Genomic DNA, 24,610 nt, shown 5'->3' with positions numbered 1-24,610 from the left:
AGCATCGCTTGAATCCCCAGTAACTGACCCAGCCCCGGTTTCCGACCGGCGGCCCAGTATCGCGTTTTCGTCGTCCGGTCGACACCCGTTCCACGGTCTCACCCTCGGATGATGAAAATGTTGAAAAACCCCGCTACCAAGTACCGCTCGTTCAAGCCGATCAATTTGACGGATCGCCAGTGGCCGTCGCGCACCATCACGCGCGCGCCGATCTGGATGAGCACCGACCTGCGCGACGGCAACCAGGCGCTGTTCGAACCGATGAACGCCGAGCGCAAGATGCGCATGTTCAAGACGCTGGTGCAGATCGGCTTCAAGGAAATCGAAGTCGCGTTTCCGTCGGCGTCGCAGACCGATTTCAACTTCGTGCGCGAGCTGATCGAGGGCGGCCATATTCCCGACGACGTCACGATCGAAGTGCTCACCCAGGCTCGCGACGATCTGATCGAGCGTACGTTCGAATCGTTGCGCGGCGCCCCGCGCGCGATCGTCCACCTGTACAACGCCACCGCGCCGGAATTCCGCAAGATCGTGTTCGGCCTCGAGAAGAGCGGTGTGATCGAACTCGCGCAGAAGGCCGCGCGCACGATGAAGCGCCTCGCCGAGGCCCATCCGGAAACGCACTTCACGCTGCAATACAGCCCGGAAGTGTTCAGCGGCACCGAACTCGAATTCGCCAAGGAAGTCTGCGACGCGGTCTTCGACATCTGGCAACCGACGCCCGAGCACAAGGCGATCGTCAATCTGCCGGCCACCGTCGAAATGGCGACGCCGAACGTCTACGCGGACCAGATCGAATGGATGCACCGCAATCTCGCGCGCCGTGACTCGCTGATCGTCTCCGTCCATCCGCATAACGACCGTGGCACGGCCGTCGCCGCCGCGGAACTCGCGGTGATGGCGGGCGCCGATCGCGTCGAAGGTTGTCTGTTCGGCAACGGCGAGCGCACCGGCAACGTCGACCTCGTCACGCTCGCGTTGAACCTGTACACCCAGGGCGTCGACCCCGAGCTCGATTTCTCGAACATCAACGAAGTCGCGCGCACGGCCGAGGAATGCACGCAGTTGCCGGTGCATCCGCGTCATCCGTATGTCGGCGATCTCGTCTTCACCGCGTTCTCGGGCTCGCACCAGGACGCGATCAAGAAGGGCTTCGCCGTGCAGAAGCCGGACGCGATCTGGGAAGTGCCGTACATGCCGATCGATCCGAGCGACCTCGGCCGCACCTACGACTCCGTGATTCGCGTGAACAGCCAGTCGGGCAAGGGCGGCATCGCGTATCTGCTCGAGCAGAGCTATGGCGTCGTGTTGCCGCGCCGCCTGCAGGTCGACTTCAGCTCGGCCGTGCAGCGCTACACCGACGACAGCGGCCAGGAAGTCACGCCCGCGCAGATCTGGGAACTGTTCCAGCAGGAATACGTGCACACGGTCGAGCCGGTTCGCTACATCAGCCACAGCCTGTCCGAGCATGACGGCCGCGAGCACATCAAGCTGAACGTCGAAATCAACGGTACGCCGCGCGTGCTGAGCGGCGCCGGCAACGGTCCGCTCGACGCGCTGATGCACGCCTTCGACGTGCCCGTGCGCATCCAGCACTACGAGGAACGCGCACTCACGCAAGGCGCCGACGCGCGCGCGATCGCGATCGCCGAAATGGCCGGTGCCGATGTGGCCGGCAGCGCATTCGGCGTGGGTGTCGATGCGAACCTGATCACCGCGTCGATTCGCGCGGTGATCAGCGGCGTCAACCGCGCTTATGCACGCGTGAACGCGGATGCGCAGGAGCGCTTCTTCGAAGCCGCGCTGGGCGACGCGACGGTGTAAGGCCTGGGTCCGCCACGACGAACATGCGGCGCACCGCATGTTCGTCGCGCTGACATTAAAAAAAGAAGGGGCGTTTCGACGCCCCTTCTTTTTTTAATGTCGATTCATCCGCTTCAGCGTCGGCCGAGGGTCATTGAAACACGTCGCGGCCGAAGTACTTCAGCGAAATCCGCCGATACGTACCGTCTTTTCTCATGTCGGCGAGCGCGCCGTTGATCGCCATGCGCAGCTTCGGATTGCCCTTGCGGATCAGCACGGCCGACTTGTCGCTGCTATTGGGCGACATATCGACCGCGACGACCTTGATCCTCGCGTCGGGCTGGCGCTTCCTGTAGTCGAGAAACGACAATGAATCGTTGACGGTCGCGTCGACCCGGCCCGCGACGAGCAGATCGATCGACTCGTCGAAGCCCTGCGCCGGAATCACCTGTGCGCCGTGCGCGGCCGCGATCCGGCCAACGTTGCTGGTCAGCGTATTGGCGGACTTGCGGCCCTTCAGGTCATCGAATGACTTAATCGTCGTGTTGTCCGACGCGACGATCAGCACCGCGTGCGAGGTGATGTACGGGTCCGAGTAATCGTATTTGAGCTTGCGCTCGTCGGTGATCGCGACCTCGTTGAACACCGCGTCGTAGCGATCGACGTCGAGTCCGCCGATCAGCCCTTCCCATCTGGCTTCGATGAACTGCGGCTTGACGCCCAGACGCTGCGCGATGCCGCTCGCGAGCTCGACATCGAAGCCCGTCAGCTTGCCCGCGTCGTCGTGATAGGTGAACGGCGCGTAAGTGCCTTCGGTGCCGATCCTGAATACGCCCGACGCCTTGATCTGCGCGAGATCGTCGGCGCTCGCCGGCTGCGCAAGCACGGCCTGCAACAGCGCGATCAGCGCGAGTGAGCGAATCGGCTTCATCGGACGGCTCCGTCTGGATGGCTGCGTAGGTGGCGGACTGCCGCGTTCGGCGGGCGGTGCCGGCGCACGGCCGGTTGCGTGGGCCGACTGTAGCAAACCGTCCGCCATTTTCAAAGCGCATCGCTCAAGCGCGGCGTTCGTCCGCCATCAACATGACACAGGCAAAAAGGCCCCGCAAGCGCTCATGCTTTCACGAGCCTTGACGGAGCCTTTTCGCGAAGCTTTCGGCGGCGGTGGCGTGCCTGCGCGCCGTTCAGTACGTCTCCAGATGCAGCCGCCCTTCGCGCTTGAGCTTCGCCCACAACGCCTCCCAATCGAGCTGATGTTGCTCGACGATGTCCTTGAGCGCCTGCAGCACGCCGTCCTCCATGCCTTTGAGGCCGCACACATAGATATAGGTGTTGTCGTCCTTCAGCAGGTTCGCGACGTCCGGGCCGCGTTCGCTCATCGCGTCCTGCACGTAGCGCTTCGCCTGGCCCGGCGTGCGCGAAAACGCGAGCGTCGTGTCGATGAAATCCTTGGGCAGATTGGTCAGCGGTCCGAAGTACGGCAACTCCTCCTTGGTGCGCGCACCGAAGAACAGCATCAGCTTGCCGGTCGCGCCTTTGAGCCGCTTGCGCCGGCGGTACTCGGTCATCGCGCGCATCGGCGCCGAACCGGTGCCCGTGCAGATCATCAGCAGATGCGAGTTCGGATGATTCGGCATCAGGAACGTGCTGCCGAACGGGCCGATCACGCTGACCACGTCGCCCTTCTTCAGATCGCACAGATAGTTCGAACAGACGCCGTCGATCGCATCGCCATGCTGTTGCGACACGCGCTTGACCGTCAGCGACACGTTGTTGTAGCCGGGCCGCTCGCCGTCGCGCGGACTGGCGACCGAGTACTGGCGTGCGTGATGCACGCGGCCGTCGGCGGCCGCGCCGGGCGGCAGAATGCCGATCGACTGCCCTTCGAGCACCGGAAACGGCATCGAGCCGAAATCGAGCACGATGTGATGGATGTCGCTCGACGTCGCGCCGTCGGTGAGCCGGTAGTTGCCGACCACGGTCGCGGTGGTCGGCGCCTTGTGCGTGTAGAGATTCACGTACGGCTTCGCGGCCGACCAGGGCGGCACGACCGCGCCGCGCACGGTATCGACTTCGATGCCGTCGGCTTCGGCCGAGCCGTCGCCCGAAGGTGAAGCTCCCGCCGCTTCTTCAGCCGGCACCGCCATCGTGTTCTGCTCGGGCAGCACGTCCCACGTGAGCTGCTCGTCGATCGAATACGCGTCGGCCTTCAACACCGTGCGCCAGTTGTCGATCGCGCCGGTCGGGCACGGCGGCACGCAGGCCATGCAGCCGTTGCAGACATCGGCCTTCACGACGTAGTTGTTGTCGTCGTGCGTGATCGCGTCGATCGGGCAAGTCTCTTCGCAGGTATTGCAGCGAATGCAGATCTCCGGATCGATCAGATGCTGCCGCAGAACTTCGACCGATACTGGGCCGTTCATGACTTCCTCCACCAGGTAATACCGCGCGCGCGTGGCGCGCCTTTCGTGCTTTGCTTGGCTTCAGTTGAAGCGCACGTATTCGAAATCGACCGGCTGACGGTTCACGCCCATCGCGGGCGGTGCGATCCAGTTCGCGAACTTGCCCGGCTCGGCAACGCGGCCCATCAGCGACGCGACGAACGCGCGGTCCTCCGGCGTGGCGAGCCACTTTGCCTCGTTCGCGGCCCATTCGGCTTCGCTGAGCACGCGGCCATCGGGCGACACCCGCGTGCCGGCGAAGGTGCCGATCTGCCGGTTGAACGCCTTGTGCGGCACCGTCATGCGAAACTCGATGCCGGCCTTCTCGAGCACCTTGTTCCAGCGGCCGACGCCCGCGACCGAATCCTTGATGTAATCGTCGCGCAGCACTTCGTTCATCGCGTTGAGCATCGGCACCTCGCGCTCGACGAGCTTGCCGTCCTGCACGTCGAGCAGCTTGTAGCCATGTTCGTTCAGCCGATGATCGTCGTCGCGCTTGCCTTCCTCGTAGCGGCCCTTCAGGCCCGAGCTATAGAACGTCGCCGCGTTCGACGAATGATCGGCGCCGAACAGGTCGATCGTGACTGAGTAATGGAAGTTCAGATAGCGCTGGATGGTCGGCAGATCGATCACGCCGGCCGCGCGGAGCTTCGCGACGTCGTCGGTGCCGAGCTCGTTCATCACCTGCGCGGTGCGCTGGATCACGCGCGACACGCCCGATTCGCCGACGAACATATGATGCGCTTCCTCGGTCAGCATGAACTTCGTCGTGCGCGCGAGCGGATCGAAGCCCGACTCGGCGAGCGCCGACAACTGGAACTTGCCGTCGCGGTCGGTGAAGTACGTGAACATGAAGAACGCGAGCCAATCCGGCGTTTTCTCGTTGAACGCGCCGAGAATGCGCGGATTGTCCTCGTCGCCGGAGCGGCGGCCGAGCAATGCTTCGGCTTCCTCACGGCCGTCGCGGCCGAAGTAGCGATGCAGCAGATACACCATCGCCCAGAGATGACGGCCTTCCTCGACGTTGACCTGGAACAGGTTGCGCAGATCGTAAAGGGACGGCGCGGTCAAACCGAGGTGGCGCTGCTGCTCGACCGAAGCCGGTTCCGTATCGCCCTGCGTGACGATGATGCGGCGCAAGTTTGCCCGATGCTCGCCGGGCACGTCCTGCCACGCAGCTTCGCCCTTGTGCTCGCCGAAGTGGATCTTGCGATCCTGCTCGCCCGGCGTGAGGAAAATGCCCCAGCGGTACTCCGGCATCTTCACGTAGTCGAAGTGCGCCCAGCCGCCCGCGTCGACGCTGACCGCGGTGCGCAGATACACGTCGTAGCCGTGCGAGCCTTCCGGGCCCATATCGCCCCACCACGACAGAAAGTTCGGCTGCCATTGCTCGAGCGCGCGCTGCAGCGCGCGGTCGTCGGCGAGGTTGACGTTGTTCGGAATCTTTTCGCTGTAGTTGATCGAGGACATGGTCGGTTCCCTGGGTCGGTTCCTGTTCGGAAGCTGCAGTGTCGAGAGGCGCGTATCGGCAGGCGGCGTCGTTTGATCGGCGTGCGCGCGACGTCAATCAGACGCGCGACACGTCGAATTGCGCCTTGCTACCCTTGCCGTACACCTTGAGCGCGCCCTTCTCGCCCACTGCGTTCGGCCGGTTGAAGATCCAGTTCTGCCAGGCGGTGAGACGGCCGAAGATGCGCGTCTCCATCGTTTCCGGCCCGTTGAAGCGCAGATTCGCTTCGAGGCCGGTCAAGGCGTCGGGCGACATCGCCGCGCGCTCCTCGAGCGCGATGCGGATTTCGTCGGCCCAGTCGATATCGTCCGGCGACGCGGTCACGAGACCGAGGCGCTCGGCATCGAGCGCCTTGACCGGCTGCCCGATCAGCGCGCGCACCGCGTCGAGCGGCCCGGCTTCCTCGTAGAAGCGCCGCGCGAGCCGCGATTGATGCGTCACCATCGGATACAGACCGAAGTTCACTTCCGACAGCGTGATCGCCGGCTCCTCGTCCTCGTTGTCGGGCAGCGCGGCCATGTAGCTGCGATCGGCGGCGAAGGCGAGTTCGGCGAACGTGCCGGCGAAGCACGAGCCCGGCTCGATCAGCGTGAAGATGGAACGCGACGACACATCGATGCGCGCGAGCGTGCGGCGCAGCATGCCGATCGTTTCGCGCACGAACCAGTGATCCTTGTGCTGCAGCAGCGTCGCGTCGACCGCCAGCAGGTTGCGCGCGTCGCCTTCGGTCCTGAACACCCAGGTGCCGATCTCGAGTTCGTTGGTGCGCATCGACAGGATCGCGTCGTCGAGTTCGCGCGCGAATCGCAGCGGCCACCAGTTCGCGCCGGCGGCGACGATCGCGTCGAGGCTGGTCGGCTGGGTTTCATGCGGCGCGCGGGCGGTGAAGGTCGCGACGCGTTTCGCGCGATCGATCGTCACGTCGACCGTTTGATAGCTGAGGCCGTCTTCGCGATCCGTGCGTTCGATGCGCGTGAGCGCGACGCCAGACGCATCGGCCGGACGATCGCTGTGCGCGCCGAGTTCGAGCGCGCGCGCCTGAATGGCCTGGTCGAACTGGTTCGGCTTGACGACTTCATCGACGAGACGCCACGCCTTCGCGCGTTCACCGCGCACGCCCTCGACCACCGTGCAGAAGATATCCGCGCGGTCGTGGCGCACCTTGCGTTTATCGGTCACGCGCGTCAGACCGCCGGTGCCCGGCAGCACGCCGAGCAGCGGCACTTCCGGCAGCGACACCGAAGAGGACCGATCGTCGATCAGATAGATTTCGTCGCAGGCGAGCGCGAGTTCGTAGCCACCGCCCGCACATGAGCCGTTCACCGCGGCAAGAAACTTCAGGCCCGAATGCCGCGAAGAATCTTCGAGCCCATTGCGGGTTTCGTTCGTGAACTTGCAGAAGTTGACCTTCCACGCGTGCGACGACAGCCCCAGCATGAAAATATTCGCACCCGAACAGAAGACCCGGTCCTTCAGGCTCGTCACCACCACCGTGCGGACTTCCGGATGCTCGAAGCGAATGCGCTGAATCGCGTCGTGCAGCTCGATATCGACGCCGAGGTCATATGAATTCAGTTTCAGCTTGTAGCCGTCGCGAATGCCGCCGTCCTCGGCAATGTCGATGCCGAGCGTCGCAACCGGGCCGTTGAAGCTCAGCTTCCAGTGCTTGTACTGCGACGGATCGGTGCGGTAGTCGACCGGCGCGACCTGAGCAACGGTGGAAGGTGCTGTGGACATGGGCGTCTCCTGACTGGACGATGCAATCTGTTTTTTGAACAATAGTGCATCATCACAGTCGCGTAAAGCACTTTAGTGCATCACTACAGGGAAACCCTGGCGCCCGCGCCCGCTCAGTTCATGCGCGCTTCGTCCGGCGCTTCGTCCGGCGCTTCCGCCGCGAGACGCGCGGCGAGACGGTCGCGCAGTTGCAGGTAGGCATCGGCCAGCGTCTTCTCGCTGGTGTCGAACGTCATGTCCGCGCGGCCGTACAGTTCGGCGCGCCCGGCGAGGATGCGCTTCAGGTCGTCCATCGCCTCGCGGTTGCCGGACATGGGCCGCAGATCGCCTTGCGCGACGACGCGGCGCATATGCTCCTCGGGCGTCGCCTGCAGCCACACGGTGAAGCAGTGCGACAGCAGTGCGTTGAAGGTGCCCGCTTCCGACACCAGCCCGCCCGGCGACGCGATCACCGCGCGCGGATGCTCGTGAATCACCGCCTCGAGCGCGCGCTGCTCGTAGCGTCGATACGCGCTCGCGCCATACAGCGAATGGATTTCCGACGGCGGGCAGCCCGCCAGCTGTTCGATCACGCGCGTGAGTTCGATGAACGGCACCTTGCGCTCCTGCGCGAGCATGCGCCCGAACGTCGACTTGCCCGCGCCGCGCAGGCCGATCAGCGCGATGCGGTCCTTGCGGTGCGGGTCGCACGGCGCCTGCGCGAACATCTCCGCGAGCGCGATGCGCGCGCGTTGCAGCGCCGCCTGGTCGCGCCCCTGCAGCAGTTCGCGAATCAGCAGCCATTCGGCCGACGCGGTGGTTTCGTCGCCGATCACTTCGGCGAGCGAGCAGTTCAGCGTGGCCGCGATCTGCCGCAGCACCAGCACCGACGCATTGCCGACGCCCGATTCGAGGTTCGCCAGATGCCGCTCCGACAAACCGGTTTCGGTCGCCAGCGTCTTGCGCGTCATGCCGCGGCGCGCGCGCAGCAGACGCACGCGCTCGCCCATCGCGGTCAGGAACGGGTCGCGTTCCTCGCGCTCGCCGCCGCGTTCGGCCGCGCGTTCACCTGCGCGCTCGCTGCGTTCGGCGCGGGCGGCGTCGTCGGCTTCGGCCAACGGTTCGGAAGAGTACTTATGATTCATGTTTTGCGACCTCGCGACTTCGATACATGTACTATAGTGCTTGACACGCACAAGGTGAACGGTTTAATTTTCGCCAAAAGCCGATCCAATCACAAACACCGTCACGCGCCGCCTCGAGCGTCCATCCGCCTGCGTGAGCGCGCTTCTGGAGGCTCGCATGTCCCCACAGGAATTCCAGCGCCTGATCGCAGGTGTGACTGGGCAACTCGCCGGGCGGCCGCTCGACGCTTCGCTCGCGGCCTGGCTGAACGACACCTGGCCCGCCGGCAGCCCAACCTTCCAGCAACTGGAGAACGCATGCCGCGGCGGCGTCGCCGCAGGCTGGCTGTGCAACCGCGAGGCCGGCGGCATCCGCTACGGCCGCATCTTCAAGGCGCTGCCCGACACGCACGATTTTTCCGTGGACGTCGTCGACATGCAGGACATCGCCGGTCCGCATCACGTCCATCCGCATGGCGAGATCGATCTGATCATGCCGCTGACCGAAGGCGCGACGTTCGACGGCCATCCGGCCGGCTGGTGCGTGTACGGCCCCGGCTCGGCGCATCATCCGACTGTCGCGAACGGTGAGGCGCTGGTGCTGTATCTGTTGCCTGAGGGAGCAATCGAATTCACGCGCGCATGAACCGCGCGCGGCAAGCATCGAGCAGATCACGAGCACGGAACACGAGCACGAGTCACGAGCACACAACGGCCGGACCGCGCCCATGGATGGAGGAGACATATGGAAGCCCTGCTGGAAACGAGCGCGCCTCAGCCGGTCGCGCCGCCGCCCCCGCTGTTCAACTTCGCGAGGCATCTGTTCCAGTTGAACGAAGCACGCGCGAGCAAGCTCGCCTATATCGACGACCACGGCACCATGACCTACGGCGAGCTCGAAGCGCGCGCGCGGCGCTGCGCCAGCGCACTGCGAGCGCTTGGCGTTCACCCCGAAGAGCGCGTGCTGCTCGTGATGCTCGACACCGCGTCGCTGCCGGTCGCCTTTCTCGGCGCGCTTTACGCGGGCATCGTGCCGGTCGTCGCGAACACCTTGCTGAGCGCGGCCGACTATACCTACATGCTGACGCACAGCCATGCGCGAGCGGTCATCGTTTCGGCACCCCTACTCGAAAACGTGACGGAGGCACTGAGCAGCATCGACGACGACGGCTGCCAGTTGATCGTCTCCCAGCCTCATGCCGCCACCGAGACCCCACTTGCCGCGCCCCGTTTCGAAACACTCGTCGACGCCGCCGCACCCGCGCTCAAAGGCTGTGCGAGCAACGCGGACGACATCGCGTTCTGGCTTTATTCGTCGGGCTCGACCGGCAAGCCGAAAGGCACCGTGCACACGCACGCGAACCTGTACTGGACCGCCGAGCTTTATGGCAAGCCGGTGCTCGGCATCGTCGAGAGCGACGTGGTGTTTTCGGCGGCGAAACTGTTCTTTGCGTATGGGCTCGGCAACGCGCTGACCTTTCCGCTGTCAGTCGGCGCGACTGCGATCCTGATGGCCGAGCGCCCCACCGCCGACGCGATTTTCGCGCGCCTCGTGCAGCATCGTCCGACCGTGTTCTACGGTGTGCCGACCTTGTACGCGAACATGCTGGTGTCGCCGAATCTGCCCGCGCGGGCCGACGTCGCGATCCGCGTGTGCGCGTCGGCGGGCGAGGCGTTGCCGCGCGATGTCGGTGAACGCTTCACCGCGCACTTCGGTGCCGAGATTCTCGATGGCATCGGGTCGACGGAGATGCTGCACATCTTCCTGTCCAATCGCGCGGGCGAAGTCGAATACGGTACGACCGGGCGGCCCGTGCCGGGCTACGAAGTCGATCTGCGCGACGAAGCCGGACGTCCCGTGCCCGATGGCGAAGTCGGCGATCTGTTCATCAAGGGGCCGAGCGCGGCGCTGATGTACTGGAGCAATCGCGAGAAGACGCGCGCGACGTTTCTCGGCGAATGGATCAGAAGCGGCGACAAGTATCGGCGCCTCGCGAACGGCTGCTATGTTTACGCGGGCCGCAGCGACGACATGCTGAAAGTGAGCGGCCAGTATGTGTCGCCGGTCGAGGTCGAGATGGTGCTCGTCGCGCATCCCGCAGTGCTCGAAGCGGCGGTGGTCGGTGTCGACCATGGCGGGCTCGTGAAGACGCGCGCGTTCGTCGTGCTCAAGCGCGACTTCACGCCGTCCGACACGCTCGCAGACGAACTGAAGGCCTTCGTCAAGGAACGGCTCGCGCCGCACAAATACCCACGCGAGATCATGTTCACCGACGATCTGCCGAAGACCGCCACCGGTAAAATTCAACGCTTCAAATTGCGCGAACTGTCATAGGTGATCGATTGATGCAGAACCGTGGTACTGCCCCAGCCACTTCCGCCGCGAGTGCCGGCAGCAGCTTCGCCGAACTGCCGGAGACCGCCTCGCAGGGACCGCTGCGCATCGAGTACCGCTGGGTCAATCAGCAGTCGGACGCTCAGACGGACGATCCGCCGATCGCGGTATTTCTGCACGAAGGTCTCGGCTCGATCGCCATGTGGCGCGACTGGCCGCAAACGTTGTGCGAGCGGCTCGGCATGCGTGGACTCGTCTATTCGCGGCCCGGCTACGGACTCTCCACGCCGCGTGCGCCTGACGAAAAATGGCCGGTCGATTTCATGACCGCGCAGGCCCGCGACATCCTCCCCGCGCTCCTCGACGCGCTCGGGATCGACCAGCGTCAACGCCGGCGCATGTGGGTGATCGGCCATAGCGACGGCGGCTCGATCGCGCTGCTCTACGCGGCGCTGTATCCCGATGCGCTCGCGGGCGCGGTCGTGATCGCGCCGCACGTGTTCGTCGAAGACATCTCGGTGCAAAGCATCGCGCAAACGAAGCAGCTTTACGAAACCACCGATCTGCGCGCGAAGCTCGCCCGCTATCACGCGGACGTCGATTCCGCGTTCTACGGCTGGAACGATATCTGGCTCGATCCCGCGTTCAGGCCGTGGTCGATCGTCGACGCGCTCGTGCCGATCCGTCGCCCGCTGCTGGCGATCCAGGGTCACGACGACAACTACGGCACGATGGCGCAGATCGACACGATCGCCGCGCGCGTGGCGCACGCGCGGCTCGTCAAGCTCGACGCATGCGGACACTCGCCGCACCGCGACGCGCCCGCCGCGCTCAACGACGCGATCGCGGCGTTCGTGAGCGCACAGCGATAAGCGTCGCGCGACCTCTTACCAATACTTCATAAAAATTACACGGTTCGGCGATTAAGCTGCTGCATCGCTGACCTCGGCACCTCGATGGCGAGGCATCCCTTCCCCGCCAGGAGACAGTGCCATGTCCTTCGTGTCGAACCCGTTCCGTGCGCCGCGGCGCAAACGTTTGACATGCACCGTGGCGATCATCGCGCTGTGCGCGCTAGCTGGCGCATGCAGCAACGACGACCCGCCCGCCAGCACGAACACGATCAGTTCTACCGACCATTCCGCCGCTAGTCCCGGCGAACCATCGACTGCCGCGGCGCCGGCCGAGGCCGCGCCGCCAGCGCTGACGATCCAGACTCCCGCGGCTCCCGCATCCGAAGCCGGCACGGCGTTATCCGCCACCGCGCCGCCGCTGGCGAGCCCCGTCATCCATACCGTCGATTGAGAACCGCGTCGCGCGCGCAGGCTGCCTGCCTGCGCGCGTGCGACGCAGCATCGCCGTTGCTGCACCGTAATTCATCGTCCCCGTGCTTTTTTCTCCACCGAAGATCAATGCCACAACCATGACCTCAAAAAATCGCCGTGATTTTCTGCGTTCGGCCGCGCAAGCCGCCGGTTCCTTCACCGCGTTGAGCATGCTGCCGCCAGGCATCCGCAATGCACTCGCGATTCCGGCCAACAACCGGACCGGCACGATCCGCGATGTCGAGCACATCGTCGTGCTGATGCAGGAGAACCGCTCGTTCGACCACTACTTCGGCACGCTCAAAGGTGTGCGCGGTTTCGGCGACACGCGCGCGATCAGTCTCGCGAACGGCCACCCGGTGTGGTATCAGCCCCTCACCACCGACACCGCCGGCGCCAGCTACGTGCTGCCGTTCCATCCCACCGCGCCGAACCTGGGCCTGCAGTTCCTGCAGGATCTCGCGCACGACTGGGGCACCACCCATGCGGCATGGAACGGCGGCCGCAACGATCAGTGGGTCCCGTCGAAAGGCGAGCTCACGATGGCCTACCTGACGCGCGACGACATTCCGTTTCACTATCAGCTCGCCGATGCATTCACGATCTGCGACGCGTACCACTGCTCGCTGATGGGCCCGACCGATCCGAACCGCTACTACATTTGGAGTGGCTGGGTCGGCAACGACGGCAGCGGCGGCGGTCCGGTCATCGACAATTCGGAGCTCGGCTACGGCTGGTCGACCTACCCCGAGGTGCTGCAGAACGCCGGCATCTCGTGGAAGATCTATCAGGACATGGGCACCGGGCTCGACGCGAACGGTTCGTGGGGCTGGACGCAAAACGCGTATATCGGCAACTACGGCGACAACTCGCTGCTCTATTTCAACCAGTACCGCAACGCGCAGCCGGGCAATCCGCTGTACGACAACGCGCGCACCGGCACCAACGCGGCGAACGGCGACGGCTACTTCGACATCCTGAAGCGCGACGTGCAAAACGGCACGCTGCCGCAGGTGTCGTGGATCGTCGCCCCCGAAGCGTACAGCGAGCATCCGAACTGGCCGACCAACTACGGCGCGTGGTACATCGACCAGGTGCTGCAGATCCTCACGTCGAATCCGGACGTGTGGAGCAAGACCGTGCTGCTGATCAACTACGACGAAAACGACGGCTTCTTCGATCACATCGCCGCGCCGTTCGCGGCCGCGTCGAGCGCGAATGGTCTGTCGACCGTCGAGGTGACGAACGAGATCTACGCGGGCGATCCGAAGAACGTCGGCGCCCCGTACGGGCTCGGGCCGCGCGTGCCGATGCTGGTGGTGTCGCCTTGGTCGAAAGGCGGCTACGTGTGCTCCGAAGTGTTCGACCATACGTCGGTGATCCGTTTCATCGAAAAGCGCTTCGACCACCAGCACAATCTCGGCGAATCGAACATCACGCCGTGGCGTCGCGCGGTGTGCGGCGATCTGACTTCGGCGTTCAACTTCGCGAACCCGAACGCGTCGCTGCCGTCGCTGCCGAGCACGAGCGCTTACATGCCGCCCGACCAGACCCGCCACCCGGATTACGTGCCGCAGCCGCCCGCGGTGCAAGCGGTGCCGCAGCAGGAACCGGGCGCGCGTCCGTCGCGCGCGTTGCCGTACGAACTGTTCGTGCGCGTCGACGAAGGCTCGAACGCCAAGCTGACGATGCGCTTCGTCAACACGGGCCGCGCGGGCGCGGTGTTCCTCGTGTATGCGGCGGGTAGCGCGGACGCACCGCGCAGCTATACCGTCGAGGCGGGCAAGCATCTGCAGGACACGCTGCCCTTGAATGCCGATGGCAGCTACGACTTCAGCGTGCACGGGCCGAACGGTTTCCTGCGCCGCTTCGCGGGCAAGCTGGTCGCGCATAACTGGTGGAATGGAACGGAAACCGCACGACCGGCCGTTGCCGAAGGCTACGATGTCGCGAACGGCAATTTGCAACTGCGACTCGAGAACGTCGGCAGCGCGCGTTGCCAGTTCACGATCGTCAACGCGTACGACGCCAACAACGTGATCAAGCATTCAGTGCGCGGCGGCGACACCGACAACCTGTACCTCGATCTGCGCAACGCGCACGGCTGGTACGATCTCGCGATCACCGTCGATACGGACCCGGCGTTCGCGCGCCGCTTCGCCGGTCACGTCGAGACGGGCAATAGCAGCATGAGTGATCCGGCGCTGGGTGGCTGAGCGTCGCGCCAACACGACTCTGTAGAAGCAACGGCCGCTGGCTCTTCGAGCACAGCGGCCGTTTTTTCTTGCCATCGATGCTGACGCATGCAAACGCGCGCGCCTACGATTCGAAATCGAGCCCGCCGATCAACGCAACCGGATCACCCTGCGTGTGCGTGAGGAAGTCGAGTTCGCGCGCCTGGGTCCACGCATTGAGCTTGCGCGGCAGCGCGGCCAGATAGCGGGCGAAACGCGTCGCGCCCTGCTCGCCCATCAGCCTTTCTATTTCATCGCCTTCCCAGGTCAGATACAGATTCAAAGGATGCGGGTAAAGACCCAGACCACTAAGCGCTGCCGCGTGAATCCGTACGCGGGTGGGTTGGCCGTCCACGCCATGCGGCAACACGTCGGTATGGACCGTCTTCGAAAAATACGCGGCGATCACCTCGGCGATACGCGGCGCGAACTCCGCGTCGAAACGATTTGCACTCTCCGGGCGCATCCAGATTTCTCCGCTGTGATTCTGATCGTGGGTCGGTCATCGTAGCAGACTCAGTTTTTCGCGGGCGCGGATGCGTTCGGCTCGCGCGTCAGCGCTTCGCGCAGCGCCTTGCGGATCACCTTGCCGGTCGCCGTCATCGGCAGGCTTTCGACGAAGCGAATCTCGCGCGGATATTCGTGCGCGGCCAGACGCGTCTTCACATGCTGCTGGATCTCGCGCACGAGCGCAGCGTCGCCGACGAAACCGGCTTTCAGCACGACGAAAGCCGTCACGATTTCAGTGCGCTCGAGATCGGGCGTGCCAACCACGGCCGCCATCGCGACAGCCGGGTGACGCAGCAGCGAATCTTCGATCGAGGCCGGCCCGATCCGGTAGCCGGCGCTCGTGATCACGTCGTCGCCGCGGCCGACGAAGCGAATGAAGCCGTCCGCGTCGCGCGTGCCGAGATCGCCGGTCAGCAGAAACTTGCCGCGGAATTTCTCGCGCGTCGCCGCATCATTGCGCCAGTAGCCGAGAAACATCACCGGATCAGGCTCGGCCACCGCGATATCGCCGATCGCGCCGGGTGGCAGTTCGTTGCCGTCGGCTCCGACGATCGCAACCTGATGCCCCGGCACCGCGCGCCCGATCGCGCCGAAGCACGGCTCGAACAGCGCCGCGCACGACGACACCACGACGTTGCACTCGGTCTGCCCGTAGAACTCGTTGATCGTCACGCCGAGCGCCTCGCGCCCCCAGCCGATCAGTTCCTCGCCGAGCGATTCGCCGCCGCTTGCAACCGAGCGCAACGCGAGACGCAGATGCGCGGGCCGCTCGACGCCGCGCATCATCTTCAGCGCGGTTGGCGGCAGAAACGCATGGGAGACCGCGTGACGCGCGAGCAGATCGAACGCGGCGTGGCCATCGAATTTCGCAAAACGGCGCGCGAGTACCGCGACGCCGTGATGCCACGAAGGCAGCAGCACGTCGAACAGACCGCCGATCCACGCCCAGTCCGCGGGCGTCCACATCAGCGTTGCGTGCGCGGGAAAGCCTTGCTGCGACATCTCGACGCCCGGTAGATGCCCAAGCAACACGCGATGCCCGTGCAACGCGCCCTTCGGTTTGCCGGTCGTGCCCGACGTATAGATGATGATCGCAGGGTCGTCCGCGGCGGTCTCGACCGGCGTGAAGTCGGCGGGCGCGCTATTCAACGCATGCCAGAACGAGCGCACGGGCGCGTCGGATGTTTCGTCGTCCTGCGCGAGATCGACACTGAACACCTGCCGCAACTCGGGCAGCGCGCCACGAATTTCCGCGATCTTTTGCACGCCAGCCTGGTCCGTGATCAGCGCGACCGCGCCGCTGTCGCCAAGCCGATGCTCGATCGCATCGACGCCGAACAGCGCGAACAACGGCACCGCGACCATGCCGGCCTTGTACGCGGCGAGATGCGCGATGGCCGTTTCGATCGACTGCGACAGGAAGATGCCGATCCGGTCGCCGCGCCGCGCGCCCGCCGCGAGCAGCGCATTGGCGAAGCGGTCGGACAGCGCTTTCAGGTCGTCGAACGTATAGCGGGTCGCGCGGGCGTCGGCGTCCTCGTAAATCAGCGCAAGACGTCCCGAGCCATCGGCCCATTTGTCGCAGGTGTCGACGCCGATGTTGTAGCGCGGCGGAATGCGCCACGTGAAATTGGCCGTGAGCGAATCGTAAGTCTCGCCGTCGAGGTTCATCGTGTCTCCTTCGTTTCGTCTTTTTTGCGGCCGCGCGCACTGCGTGGCCCATTGTTTGCTGCAAGCACGCTGCAGGGCGGTGTCGTTCAGTTTAGCCCACGGTCTCGCGCCGCTTTCTTCACGCTTTGCCACGCGCTGCTGAATTCGTCACATACGACATATTCCCGCCGATAATCGCCGGGGCGCTGCGCTGGACTCCGCATTTCGCGACAACTCCTGTGTGATTTGAGCCCTTTACATCAGACCTGTGCGGGACCCGTCTAGCATCGTTACAGATTCCGCGCGCATGTTGCGCCGCACGATCCCTACCCTGGATGAGCTATGCGCAAGGCAAGATTTGCATCGTTCTGGCACGGCCCGGAACTTTCTCCCTATGAGATCGCGTGTCTGACATCGTTCACGCTGTACGGCAGCGAGGTCTCCCTTTATACCTACGAGCCGATCGCCAATCTGCCGCCCGGTGTGATCGCGAAAGACGCGACCACGGTGCTGCCGCGCGATTCGCTGAACGACTTCCCGATCAACGGGGTGCCGTCGATGCAGCATTTCACCGACTATTTCCGCTTCGTGATGTTCACGAAGACCGATGAGATCTGGGTCGACACCGACATGCTGCTGTTGCGCGATTTCGATCTCAACGCCAAGGGCGACCTGATGGGCCGGGAGACATCGTCGAGCATCTGCAATGCGCTGCTGCGGCTCGACCCGGATCAACCGCGCCTGCACGAGCTGATCGAGCGCGTCGAAGCGATGAAAGGCACGCCACTGAAATGGGGCGACACGGGCCCGCGTCTGTTGACCGCCGTCTACGGCGTGAAGGCCGGTCTTCCCGATAGCCTCTTCTACCCGGTGCATTTCAACGATTACTACAAGGTGTTCCTGCCGCGCTATTTCGACGAATGCGCGGCGCTCTGCGCCGATGCGTACACGCTGCATCTGTGGAACAACCGCGTCGTCAAGATGGGACTGTTCAAGCGTATCGGGCCGCCGGAGGGCTCGTTCCTGCATCACGTGTTCGAGAAAGTCGGCGCGAACCCGCTGTTTCGCGACTTTTATCCGGCAAGCGTGATGCAGACGATGATCGACAACGCGGTCGAGAAGGTCGGCAGCGACGAAGGCGTGCGCAAGCTGCTGCGCGTCGGCGTGCCGATGGTCAGGACGGCGATCGTGCGCAGACTCGGCGCCTGAGTTCGCCGCTTCAGTTCGCCGCCTTAGTTCGCCGCCTCAGTTCGCGCCCCCTCTGCCCGAGCCCCGCGCCTGCTCCAGCACGAAGTCGATAAAGGTCGCCGCGGCACGCGTGTGATGCCGATTCGGCATGTACAGCATGTACATGTGCGTGCCGAAGATGCTGAGCCGCCACGCATCGAGCGCGCTCAGCACGGCGCCGCGTTTCAGGTCGTCCTGCACCACGTAGTCGGGCACGAGTCCGACGCCGAGACCAGCCAGCACCGCCTGCCGCAAAAAAAGAAAGTTCTCCGAAATGATCGTCGGTTCGAGCAGGACTTCGTGACGCTCGTCGCGCAGATACGCGGCGAGCCGCAACTGCTTGCCGATCACGGCCGCGGTAATCAGCGGCGCGGCGGGCAGATCGTCGAGCGTGGCAGGCAGGCCGTGCGTGCGCGCGAACTCGGCCGACGCGCAGGCCACATACCGGACCGGCCCCATATCCCGCGCGACGAGGTTTTGCGGCGGCTCCGACATCACGCGCACCGCGATGTCGATCTCGTCGCGCATCAGATCCTCGACGCGGTTCTCGAACATCACGTCGAGCACGATACCCGGATATAGCCGCTTGAACGCGATCAGCCAGTCGGACATGACGAGCTGGCCATAGCCGCTCGGCGCGCTCAGACGCACGCGCCCCTGCAGGCTTTGGCCCAGCGTCGTCACCGACTCGCGCGCGGCAAGCAGCGCGTTGCGGATCGTGCGGCCGTGTTCGTACAGCTGCAAACCGATCTCGGTCGGCTCGACGCGACGTGTGGTGCGACGCACCAATTGCAGCCCGACCGAACGCTCGAGCTGGTTCAGGTGATAGCTGACGTTCGCGCGGCTCATCTTCAGCCTTCGCGCCGCTTCGCTCAGGTTGCCGGCGTCGAGGATGTCGACGAGCAGGGTCAGGGAGTTGACGTCCATCGCCAGGAAGTCTTTGTCAAAATAATTTTGACAGTCTGTCAATTAGCCATGTGATTGTCAATGAACCTTGACTACTCCAGAATGGCACGATCCGGCGCGCCTCGCCTCTATCAATCGGAGACACCCACGATGACCCTTCCCCCCTCAGCCGACGTCGTCACCCGCGAATTGCACGGCAAGGTGCTGCTCGTCACGATCGACCATGCACCGGTCAACGCGCTATCCGCCGATGTGCGGCGCGGCCTGCTCGCCGCGATCGACGCCGCCGAGGCCGAGCCCGCCGTGGAGGCCGTGCTGATCGTCGGCGCGGGGCGCAATTTCATCGCCGGTGCCGATATTCGCGAGTTCGGCAAGCCGCCGGTGCCTCCGTCGCTGCCGGACGTGTACAACCGCATCGAGGCATGCGCGAAGCCCGTGATCGCCGCGCTGCACGGCGCCGCGCTCGGTGGCGGCCTCGAAGTGGCGCTCGCCGCGCATTACCGGATTGCCGTCGACGGCGCCAAGCTCGGCCTGCCCGAAGTGCAGTTGGGTCTGCTGCCGGGCGCGGGCGGCACGCAGCGCACGCCGCGCCTGATTGGCGCGCCGGCCGCGCTCGACCTGATCTTGAGCGGGCGCCATGCGAGCGCGAAGGAAGCGCTCGGGTTCGGCCTGATCGATCGTCGCGGCGCCAGCGGCGACATCTTCGCCGAAGGGCTCGCCTACGTGCACGAGCTGCTCGCCGCGCAGGCGCCGGTGCGCCGCACGCGCGACGCCACTGCGTTGAGCGAGCGCGCCGCGAGCCTCGCCGCGGTCGCGAAAGCGCGTGAGGAGACCGCCAGGAAAGCGCGCGGCCTGTTCTCGCCGCTGAAGGTCGTCGACGCGGTCGAAGCCGCGATCGAGCAGCCCTTCGACGAGGGGCTGAAGCTCGAACGCAAGCTATTCCTGCAATGCCTCGACAGCCCGCAGCGCGCCGGCCTGATTCACGCGTTCTTTGCCGAGCGCGAAGTGCTGAAAGCGCCTGAAACGCGCGAGGCGAAACCGCGCGCGCTCGACGCGCTCGGCGTGGTCGGCGGTGGCACGATGGGCGCGGGCATCGCGGTCGCGGTGCTCGACGCGGGGCTGCCCGTGACGATGATCGAACGCGACGAAGCCTCGCTCGCGCGCGGCCGTGCGCACATCGAGAAAGTCTACGACGGGCTGATCGCCAAAGGCCGCCTCACCGCGGAGAAGAAAGCCGCGCTGATGGCGCGCTGGAGCGGCAGCACGTCGTACGATGCGCTCGCGCAGGCCGACCTCGTGATCGAAGCCGTGTTCGAGGACCTCGACGTCAAGAAGGCCGTATTCGCCGAACTCGATCGCGTCTGCAAGCCCGGCGCGGTGCTCGCGACCAACACCTCGTATCTGGACATCGACGCGATCGCGGCCAGCATCTCGCGCCCCGCCGATGTGATCGGCCTGCACTTCTTCTCGCCCGCCAACATCATGAAGCTGCTCGAAGTCGTGGTGCCGAAGCAGGTCAGCGCCGACGTCGTCGCGACCGCGTTCGAGCTCGCGAAGAAGCTGCGCAAGACACCGGTGCGCGCGGGCGTGTGCGACGGCTTCATCGGCAATCGGCTGCTGGCCGTGTACCGCGCCGCCGCGGACGCGCTGATGGAGGACGGCGCCTCGCCGTATCAGATCGACGCGGCGGTGCGTGCGTTCGGCTTCCCGATGGGTCCGTTCCAGGTGGTCGACCTCGCGGGCGGCGACATCGGCTGGGCGGCGCGCAAACGCCGGGCGGCCAAGCGCGACCCGAACGCGCGCTACGTGCAGATCGCCGACCGCCTGTGCGAGCGCGGCTGGTTCGGCCAGAAGACCGGCCGCGGATTCTATCTGTACCCCGAAGGATCGCGCGGCGGCCTGCCCGACCCCGAGGTCGAGGCGATCATCGATGCCGAGCGTGAGCGCGCGGGCATCACGCCGCGCAGCTTCAGCGACGAGGAGATCATGCGCCGTTATATGGCCGCGATGATCAACGAAGGCGCGAACGTCGTGCACGAAGGCATCGCGCTGCGCCCGCTCGATGTCGACGTGACCCTGCTGTACGGCTACGGCTTTCCGCGCTACCGCGGCGGTCCGATGAAATACGCGGACGGTGTCGGCCTCGCGACGATTCTCGCCGACATCCGCGAATTCGCGAAGGAAGACCCGCTGTTCTGGCGGCCGTCGCCACTGCTCATCGAACTGGTCGAGCGCGGCGCCGATTTCGCGAGTCTGAACACGACGGCCTGAGTCCCCACGAACACGGACGGAACACAGCGATGGATCTGAACTTCACCCCCGAAGAAGAAGCGTTTCGCGCGAGCGTGCTGGCCTTTCTGCGCGACAGGCTCCCGCAACGCCTCGCCGACAAGGTGCACGGTGGCCGGCGTCTCACGCGCGACGACGTGGCCGAGTGGCATGCGATTCTGAACGCGCAAGGCTGGCTCGCGAATCACTGGCCGAAAGAGTACGGCGGCCCGGGCTGGAGCCCGGTGCAGAAATTCATCTTCGAGAACGAATGCGCACTCGCCGGCGCACCGCGCGTCGTGCCGTTCGGCGTCAACATGCTCGGGCCGGTGCTGATCAAGTACGGCAGTGAACCGCAGAAGCGCCATTGGCTGCCGCGCATTCTCGATGGCTCCGACTGGTGGTGTCAGGGCTATTCGGAGCCGGGCGCGGGCTCCGATCTCGCGTCGGTCAGGACGACGGCGATGCGCGGCACGGACGCGCAGGGCGAGCACTACATCGTCAATGGCCAGAAAACGTGGACGACGCTCGGTCACTACGCGAACATGATCTTCTGCCTCGTGCGCACTGCGACCGATGTGCGCAAACAGGAAGGCATCAGCTTTCTGCTGATCGACATGAACACGCCGGGCATCGAAGTGCGGCCGATCATCACGCTCGACGGCGAGCACGAAGTCAACGAAGTGTTTTTCACGGATGTGCGCGTGCCTGCCGGGAATCTCGTCGGCGAAGAGAACAAGGGCTGGACTTACGCGAAATATCTGCTCACGTATGAGCGCACGAATATCGCGGGCGTCGGCTTTTCGGTCGCCGCGTTCAACCGGCTGCGCAAGATCGCCGCGAAGCAGTTGCGCAATGGCCGACCGCTTGCCGAGGATCCCGCGTTCGCGGCACGCATGGCGCGCGTCGAGATCGATCTCGAGAACATGAAGACGACCAACCTGCGCGTGATCGCGGCCGTGGCGGGTGGCGGCGTGCCCGGCGCCGAGAGTTCGATGCTGAAGATTCGCGGCACCGAGATCCGTCAGGAGATCTCGTCGCTGACGCGGCGCGCGATGGGCGCCTATGCGCAGCCATTCGTGGAGGAAGCGCTGCACGAAGGATTCGACGGCGTGCCGGTCGGCCCCGACGAAGCCGCGAGCGCCGCATCGCAGTACTTCAACAATCGCAAGCTGTCGATCTTCGGCGGTTCGAACGAAATCCAGAAGAACATCATTTCCAAAATGATTCTCGGACTGTAAGAGGCGCACGTCATGAATTTCCAGCACACCGAAGACCGCCGCATGTTGGCGGATACGCTGAATCGCTTTATCAGCGAGCAATACAGCTTCGCGACGCGCGACAAGATCGCTCTTTCGACGCAAGGCTTCAGCGCGCCATTGTGGGCGCGCTTTGCGGAGCTGGGCGTGATCGGCGCATTGTTCGATGAAGCGAGCGGCGGTTTTGGCGGCGGCGGGTTCGATATTTCCGTCGTGTTCGAGAGCATCGGCCGTGGGCTCGTCGTCGAGCCGTTTCTCGATACGCTGATCGTCGGCCGGGCGATGGCTCGCAGCGGCAGCGACGCGCAGAAAGCGACGCTCCATTCGTTGATCGACGGCTCGCAGATCGTTGCGCTTGCGCATGGCGAGCCGGACAGTCATTACGAACTTGCGCGGGTCGTCACGACACGCGCGCGACGCAACGGAGCTGGCAACGGCGGAGTGTGGACGTTGGACGGCGCGAAGGCGGTCGTTCAGCATGGCGAGCATGCCCACGTGTTCCTCGTGTCGGCGCGCACGAGCGGCGCTGACGATGACGAAGCCGGCATCACGCTGTTTCTGGTTCCGCGCGACACGGCGGGCGTGAGCGTGCGCGGCTATCGCAAGATCGACGGAGGACGCGCGGCCGAAGTGAGCTTCGACAACGTCACGCTCGGCGACGATGCCGTGCTCGGCTCAGTGGACCAGGGCTTTGCCACGCTCGAATTCGCGGTGAGTTGCGGCGTGCTCGCGCTGTGCGCGGAAGCGGTTGGTGCGATGGACGTCGCGAAAGACTACACGCTCGACTACCTGCGCACGCGCAAGCAGTTCGGCGTGCCGATCGGCAGCTTCCAGGCGTTGCAGCACCGCATGGCCGATCTGCTGCTCGACATCGAACAGGCGCGCTCGGCGGTGATCAATGCGGCGGCTGTGCTCGATGGCGAACGCATCGTGCGCGAGCGGGCGGTGTCGGCGGCGAAGTACAGCATCGGCCGGATCGGCACGCGGGTCGCGGAGGAATGCATCCAGTTGCACGGCGGCATCGGCATGACGTGGGAGCTGCCGCTCGCGCACTACGCGAAGCGGCTCGTGATGATCGATCATCAGCTTGGGGATGAGGATCATCATCTGGAGCGGTTTGTGGCGTTGGGGAGCGCTTAGGCACACGCTGTCAACCTTGGCCCATAAGCGGCGCACACAAACGAAAAAAGGACTTACAGCTTTCACCGTAAGTCCTTTTAATCTTTTTGGTCGGGGCGAGAGGATTTGAACCTCCGACCACCTGCACCCCATGCAGGTACGCTACCAGGCTGCGCTACGCCCCGAACAGAAGAAAAATTATAACAGACACTTTATTCGATTAGAACTGCCCCGCGCGAAGAATGCGAACAAGCCCTTGAACTAGTGGCCCAGCAGCTCGATCACGTTTTGCAGTTCCTGGCGCAACTTCTCGACATCGACGGCAACGGTTGCCGCCGATGCCTGCGTTTGCGCCGCGGCTCCGCCGGCACCCTCGCCCTCCTCGACCACCGTATCGGGCCCACCCCCGCCATGCGAATCGAGCCGGTTGCGCGCCCCGTTGATCGTAAAGCCCTGCTCGTACAGCAACTCGCGAATCCGCCGGATCAACAGCACCTCGTGGTGCTGATAGTACCGACGATTGCCGCGCCGCTTGACCGGCTTCAACTGGGTGAACTCCTGCTCCCAGTAGCGCAGCACGTGAGGCTTCACCCCGCAAAGTTCGCTGACCTCACCAATCGTGAAGTAGCGCTTCGCCGGAATCGGAGGCAAGACGACTTTTTCGATCGTCGCGGTCATCGTCAGTTAGCCGTGATGGGTTGCGCGAAAGCGCGCCAGTCAATCAGCGCGCGAAGCTCGCTTCGGCGCCGTTCTCGACCAGCGCCTTCAGCTTTTGACTTGCATGAAACGTCACCACGCGACGCGCGGCGATAGGAATCGCCTCGCCCGTCTTCGGATTTCTGCCGGGACGCTGCGGCTTGTCGCGCAACTGGAAGTTACCGAAGCCCGACAGCTTCACGCTGTCGCCGCTCTCCAGCGCATCGCGGATCACCTCGAAAAACGCCTCGACCATGTCCTTCGCTTCCCGCTTGTTGAGCCCGACATTGTCGAACAGCAACTCGGCAAGTTCCGCCTTGGTGAGTGTCGGCGTCTCATTGGAAACGACGGCGGGTGATGTCGGAATATCTCGAATCATGGCGCTGCGTTGCGCCGTAAGAAGGGCTTCGAAATCACTCGAGTTCATTTCATTCATATCTATCAAATGGCGCGCCAAGCGTAAAACAATGGATGCGGAAACAGCCGT

Annotated in this window: 20 protein-coding genes and 1 tRNA gene; 9 read left to right on the top strand and 12 right to left on the bottom strand. The window is 64.6% G+C overall.

What is annotated here, in order from left to right; translation table 11 throughout:
* Positions 1-117: 117 nt before the first annotated feature.
* A complete protein-coding gene (leuA, locus tag CI15_RS17295) occupies positions 118-1,824 on the top strand; it encodes a 2-isopropylmalate synthase (protein WP_062129888.1) in 1,707 nt (568 codons plus the stop codon).
* Positions 1,825-1,954: 130 nt separating this feature from the next.
* On the opposite strand, the gene CI15_RS17290 is transcribed toward leuA, so the two are convergent.
* The 5 genes from CI15_RS17290 to CI15_RS17270 form a co-directional block, all read right to left on the bottom strand.
* Complete coding sequence (locus tag CI15_RS17290) at positions 1,955-2,734, bottom strand: amino acid ABC transporter substrate-binding protein (RefSeq protein ID WP_062129537.1); 780 nt, start codon at positions 2,732-2,734, stop codon at positions 1,955-1,957.
* A gap of 253 nt (positions 2,735-2,987) precedes the next feature.
* Entirely contained in the window at positions 2,988-4,226 is a 1,239-nt protein-coding gene (gene boxA / locus CI15_RS17285; RefSeq protein ID WP_062129536.1) for a benzoyl-CoA 2,3-epoxidase subunit BoxA, read from the bottom strand.
* A gap of 60 nt (positions 4,227-4,286) precedes the next feature.
* Positions 4,287-5,714 (bottom strand): benzoyl-CoA 2,3-epoxidase subunit BoxB, encoded by a 1,428-nt coding sequence (gene boxB / locus CI15_RS17280; protein WP_062129535.1) that lies wholly within the window; start codon positions 5,712-5,714, stop codon positions 4,287-4,289.
* Between the two features lie 97 nt (positions 5,715-5,811).
* A complete protein-coding gene (gene boxC, locus CI15_RS17275; RefSeq protein WP_062129534.1) occupies positions 5,812-7,491 on the bottom strand; it encodes a 2,3-epoxybenzoyl-CoA dihydrolase in 1,680 nt (559 codons plus the stop codon).
* A gap of 113 nt (positions 7,492-7,604) precedes the next feature.
* Positions 7,605-8,615: a helix-turn-helix transcriptional regulator gene (locus CI15_RS17270; protein WP_062129533.1), complete on the bottom strand. Its 1,011-nt coding sequence runs from the start codon at positions 8,613-8,615 to the stop codon at positions 7,605-7,607.
* A 157-nt stretch (positions 8,616-8,772) separates the two neighbouring features.
* On the opposite strand from CI15_RS17270, the gene CI15_RS17265 reads away from it, so the two are divergent.
* The 3 genes from CI15_RS17265 (at position 8,773) to CI15_RS17255 (ending at position 11,801) form a co-directional block, all read left to right on the top strand.
* Entirely contained in the window at positions 8,773-9,240 is a 468-nt protein-coding gene (locus CI15_RS17265) for a DUF4863 family protein (RefSeq protein WP_062129532.1), read from the top strand.
* A 99-nt stretch (positions 9,241-9,339) separates the two neighbouring features.
* Positions 9,340-10,929 carry a benzoate-CoA ligase family protein gene (locus tag CI15_RS17260; protein ID WP_062129531.1) on the top strand — a complete coding sequence of 530 codons (1,590 nt, stop codon included), beginning with the start codon at positions 9,340-9,342 and terminating at the stop codon, positions 10,927-10,929.
* Positions 10,930-10,940: 11 nt separating this feature from the next.
* The gene (locus tag CI15_RS17255) at positions 10,941-11,801 is read left to right on the top strand and encodes an alpha/beta fold hydrolase (RefSeq protein ID WP_062129530.1); all 861 of its coding nucleotides are present in this window, start codon (positions 10,941-10,943) and stop codon (positions 11,799-11,801) included.
* A gap of 51 nt (positions 11,802-11,852) precedes the next feature.
* On the opposite strand, the gene CI15_RS37450 is transcribed toward CI15_RS17255, so the two are convergent.
* Entirely contained in the window at positions 11,853-12,218 is a 366-nt protein-coding gene (locus CI15_RS37450) for a hypothetical protein (RefSeq protein WP_161950039.1), read from the bottom strand.
* Between the two features lie 134 nt (positions 12,219-12,352).
* Between CI15_RS37450 and CI15_RS17245 the strand changes: the two genes are divergently transcribed.
* Positions 12,353-14,470, top strand: coding sequence for a phosphocholine-specific phospholipase C (locus CI15_RS17245; protein WP_062129528.1), 2,118 nt, complete (start codon positions 12,353-12,355; stop codon positions 14,468-14,470).
* A 103-nt stretch (positions 14,471-14,573) separates the two neighbouring features.
* Here the strand turns inward: CI15_RS17245 and CI15_RS17240 are convergent, their stop codons facing one another.
* Positions 14,574-14,954, bottom strand: coding sequence for a DUF5594 family protein (locus tag CI15_RS17240; RefSeq protein WP_062129527.1), 381 nt, complete (start codon positions 14,952-14,954; stop codon positions 14,574-14,576).
* A 50-nt stretch (positions 14,955-15,004) separates the two neighbouring features.
* Complete coding sequence (locus tag CI15_RS17235) at positions 15,005-16,669, bottom strand: acyl-CoA synthetase (protein ID WP_062129526.1); 1,665 nt, start codon at positions 16,667-16,669, stop codon at positions 15,005-15,007.
* Positions 16,670-16,990: 321 nt separating this feature from the next.
* Between CI15_RS17235 and CI15_RS17230 the strand changes: the two genes are divergently transcribed.
* Positions 16,991-17,857: a hypothetical protein gene (locus CI15_RS17230; RefSeq protein ID WP_062129525.1), complete on the top strand. Its 867-nt coding sequence runs from the start codon at positions 16,991-16,993 to the stop codon at positions 17,855-17,857.
* Between the two features lie 36 nt (positions 17,858-17,893).
* Here CI15_RS17230 and CI15_RS17225 read toward each other — a convergent pair whose 3' ends face one another.
* Positions 17,894-18,802, bottom strand: a complete 909-nt coding sequence (locus CI15_RS17225; protein WP_062129524.1) for a LysR family transcriptional regulator — start codon at positions 18,800-18,802, stop codon at positions 17,894-17,896.
* A 129-nt stretch (positions 18,803-18,931) separates the two neighbouring features.
* Here CI15_RS17225 and CI15_RS17220 point away from each other — a divergent pair, with 129 nt between their 5' ends.
* The 3 genes from CI15_RS17220 to CI15_RS17210 are packed head-to-tail and all read left to right on the top strand — an operon-like array spanning position 18,932 to position 23,448.
* Positions 18,932-21,052 (top strand): 3-hydroxyacyl-CoA dehydrogenase NAD-binding domain-containing protein, encoded by a 2,121-nt coding sequence (locus CI15_RS17220; RefSeq protein WP_062129523.1) that lies wholly within the window; start codon positions 18,932-18,934, stop codon positions 21,050-21,052.
* 29 nt (positions 21,053-21,081) lie between these two features.
* The gene (locus CI15_RS17215; protein WP_062129522.1) at positions 21,082-22,290 is read left to right on the top strand and encodes an acyl-CoA dehydrogenase family protein; all 1,209 of its coding nucleotides are present in this window, start codon (positions 21,082-21,084) and stop codon (positions 22,288-22,290) included.
* A gap of 12 nt (positions 22,291-22,302) precedes the next feature.
* Positions 22,303-23,448, top strand: coding sequence for an acyl-CoA dehydrogenase family protein (locus CI15_RS17210; protein ID WP_062129521.1), 1,146 nt, complete (start codon positions 22,303-22,305; stop codon positions 23,446-23,448).
* Between the two features lie 87 nt (positions 23,449-23,535).
* Here CI15_RS17210 and CI15_RS17205 read toward each other — a convergent pair.
* The 3 genes from CI15_RS17205 to CI15_RS17195 all read right to left on the bottom strand — a co-directional run bounded on the left by CI15_RS17205 (position 23,536) and on the right by CI15_RS17195 (position 24,559).
* Positions 23,536-23,612, bottom strand: a tRNA-Pro gene (locus tag CI15_RS17205).
* A 76-nt stretch (positions 23,613-23,688) separates the two neighbouring features.
* Entirely contained in the window at positions 23,689-24,105 is a 417-nt protein-coding gene (locus CI15_RS17200) for a MerR family transcriptional regulator (protein ID WP_062129520.1), read from the bottom strand.
* Positions 24,106-24,148: 43 nt separating this feature from the next.
* Complete coding sequence (locus tag CI15_RS17195) at positions 24,149-24,559, bottom strand: integration host factor subunit alpha (protein WP_008918798.1); 411 nt, start codon at positions 24,557-24,559, stop codon at positions 24,149-24,151.
* Between the last annotated feature and the right edge of the window lie 51 nt (positions 24,560-24,610).

Origin of the sequence: Paraburkholderia monticola, from assembly GCF_001580545.1 — a bacterium.
Lineage (GTDB): Bacteria > Pseudomonadota > Gammaproteobacteria > Burkholderiales > Burkholderiaceae > Paraburkholderia > Paraburkholderia monticola.
This window is presented reverse-complemented; position numbering and strand designations above follow the sequence as displayed.